This is a genomic window from Burkholderia sp. AU17457 (assembly GCF_002223255.1).
Taxonomy (GTDB): Bacteria; Pseudomonadota; Gammaproteobacteria; order Burkholderiales; family Burkholderiaceae; genus Burkholderia; species Burkholderia sola.
Genome location: NZ_NKFB01000021.1, coordinates 1 through 3,053 on the forward strand (window position 1 = coordinate 1; position 3,053 = coordinate 3,053).

Annotated in this window: 1 protein-coding gene; it reads right to left on the bottom strand. The window is 66.2% G+C overall.

The window, feature by feature from the left end; all coding sequences use genetic code 11:
• Window positions 1-3,053, bottom strand: a 3,053-nt coding sequence (locus tag CFB49_RS35395; RefSeq protein WP_089493770.1) for an FAD-linked oxidase C-terminal domain-containing protein, incomplete at both ends; no start/stop codon positions are given.

Below are 3,053 nucleotides of genomic sequence, written 5' to 3' on the forward strand. Positions count from 1 at the left end.
TCGACCACGATGTAGTCGGCCTCCAGGTTCGCGTCCTCGTTGTAGCGCGACAGCCCCTGCAGGCACGACGGGCAGCTCGTCAGGATCTTCACGTCCGGGCCGTTCGCTCCCGCGGCCGCCGGCGCCGCCGCATCGCCCGCCACCACCGGAATCGCGCGCAGCTTCGCCGCCCCCTTGCGGATCTCCTCCTCCTTGCGGAAGCGCACCTGCGTCGACACGTCCGGCCGCGTGACCGCCAGCGTGCCCGACTCGCCGCAGCAGCGATCGTTCTTCTCGATCCTGTAGCCGTCCTTCTCCGCGCCCATCAGCTCGTTGACCAGCTTCACCGGGTCGATCGTCTTGATCGGCGTATGGCACGGGTCGTGATACATGTAGCGCGTGCCCGTCACCCCGTCGAGCTTCATCCCCTTCTCGAGCAGGAACTCGTGGATGTCGATGATCCGGCACCCCGGGAAGATCTTGTCGAATTCGTAACCCGCGAGCTGGTCGTAGCAGGTGCCGCACGACACCACCACCGTCTTGATGTCCAGGTAGTTCAGCGTGTTCGCGACCCGGTGGAACAGCACGCGGTTGTCCGTCACGATCTTCTCGGCCTTGTCGTACTGCCCCGAGCCGCGCTGCGGATAGCCGCAGCACAGGTAGCCCGGCGGCAGCACCGTCTGCACGCCCGCCTCCCACAGCATCGCCTGCGTCGCCAGCCCCACCTGCGAGAACAGCCGCTCCGAGCCGCAGCCCGGGAAGTAGAACACCGCTTCCGAATCGACCGTCGTCGACTTCGGGTTGCGGATGATCGGCACGATCTTGTTGTCCTCGATGTCCAGCAGCGCCCGCGCCGTCTTCTTCGGCAGGTTGCCCGGCATCTTCTTGTTCACGAAGTGGATCACCTGCTCGACCGCCGGCGGCTTGCCCGTCGTCGCCGGCGGGTGCTGCGTCTGCTTCGTCACGACCTTCTTCAGCATGTCGTTCGCGAAGCGCTGCACCTTGTAGCCCACGCCCATCATCACGCCGCGCGCGAGGTTGATCGTCTGCGGATTGGTCGCGTTCAGGAAGAACATCCCCGCCGCATTGCCGGCGTTGAACTTCTTCTTGCCCATCTTGCGCAACAGGTTGCGCATGTTCATCGTCACGTCGCCGAAGTCGATCTTCACCGGGCACGGCGTCGCGCACTTGTGGCACACCGTGCAGTGGTCGGCCACGTCGTTGAACTCGTCCCAGTGCTTGATCGACACGCCGCGGCGCGTCTGCTCCTCGTACAGGAACGCCTCGACCAGCAGCGACGTCGCCAGGATCTTGTTGCGCGGGCTGTACAGCAGGTTCGCGCGCGGCACGTGCGTCGCGCACACCGGCTTGCACTTGCCGCAGCGCAGGCAGTCCTTCACCGAATCGGCGATCGCGCCGATGTCGGACTGCTGCATGATCAGCGATTCGTAGCCCATCAGCCCGAAGCTCGGCGTGTACGCGTTGCGCAGATCGGCGCCGTCGAGCAGCTTGCCCTTGTTGAAGCGGCCGTTCGGGTCCACGCGCTGCTTGTACGCGCGGAATTCGGCGATCTCGTCCTCGGTCAGGAACTCGAGCTTCGTGATGCCGATCCCGTGTTCGCCGGAAATCACGCCGTCGAGCGAGCGCGCCAGCGTCATGATGCGGGCCACCGACGCGTGCGCGTCCTGCAGCATCTCGTAGTTGTCGGAGTTGACCGGGATGTTCGTATGGACGTTGCCGTCGCCCGCGTGCATGTGCAGCGCGACGAACACGCGCCCGCGCAGCACGCGCTTGTGGATCGCCTGCGCTTCGTCGAGGATCGGCTTGAACGCGCCGCCGTTGAAGATCGCGCGCAGTTCCGCGCGGATCTCCTGCTTCCACGAGATGCGCACCGTGCGGTCCTGCGTGATGTGGAACACGGTCGCGCCCGGCTGCTCGTCCGCGCGATCGGCGAACTTCTCCGCAAGCGCCTCGTAGCCGAGCTGCACCAGGTAGTGCTGCGCCTCGCGCAGCGGCTGGTCGAGCCGGTCGCGCACGAATTCCCAGCGTGCCCGCACGCGCTTGAGCAGCTCCAGCGCCTGCTGCACGCGGTCTTCCAGCAGTTCGGCGCTCGGGATCTCGTTCGCGTCGTCGGTCTTGCCGAGCGGCAGGTTGCCGCCCTTGAAGAACGCCTCGAGCGCGTCGACCAGCTGCAGCTTGTTCTTCAGCGACAGCTCGATGTTGATCCGCTCGATGCCGTCGGTGTACTCGCCCATCCGGTTCAGCGGGATCACCACGTCCTCGTTGATCTTGAACGCGTTCGTGTGCTTGGCGATCGCCGCCGTGCGGCTGCGGTCGAGCCAGAAGCGCTTGCGCGCCTCCGCGCTGACCGCGACGAAGCCTTCGCCGCTCTTGCCGTTCGCCATCCGGATCACCTCGGACGTCGCGTGCGCGACCGCATCCGCATCGTCGCCGACGATGTCGCCGATCAGCACCATCTTCGGGAAGGCATTGCGCTTGCTCTTGGTCGCGTAGCCGACCGCGCGCAGGTAGCGCTCGTCGAGGTGCTCGAGGCCCGCGAGGATCGCGCCGCCCTGCTTCGACGTCTCGAACAGGTAGTCCTTGATCTCGACGATGCTCGGGATCGCTTCGCGCGCCTGGCCGAAGAATTCGAGGCACACGGTGCGCGTGTGCGCGGGCATCTTGTGCAGCACCCAGCGCGCGGACGTGATGAGCCCGTCGCAGCCTTCCTTCTGCACGCCCGGCAGGCCGGCGAGGAACTTGTCGGTCACGTCCTTGCCGAGCCCTTCCTTGCGGAACCGGCGACCCTCGATCTCGAGCATCTCCGTCTTGAGCAGCTTCTCGCCGGGCGCGTACGCGCCGTCGAACCACTTCAGTTCGAAGCGCGCGACCGCGATGTCGTGGATCTTGCCCTGGTTGTGCTCGTGGCGCGTGACTTCGAGCCAGTTGCCGTCCGGGTCGACCATTCGCCACCATGCGAGGTTGTCCAGCGCGGTGCCCCACAGCACGGCCTTCTTGCCGCCCGCGTTCATCGCGACGTTGCCGCCGATGCACGACGCGTCGAGCGAAGTCGG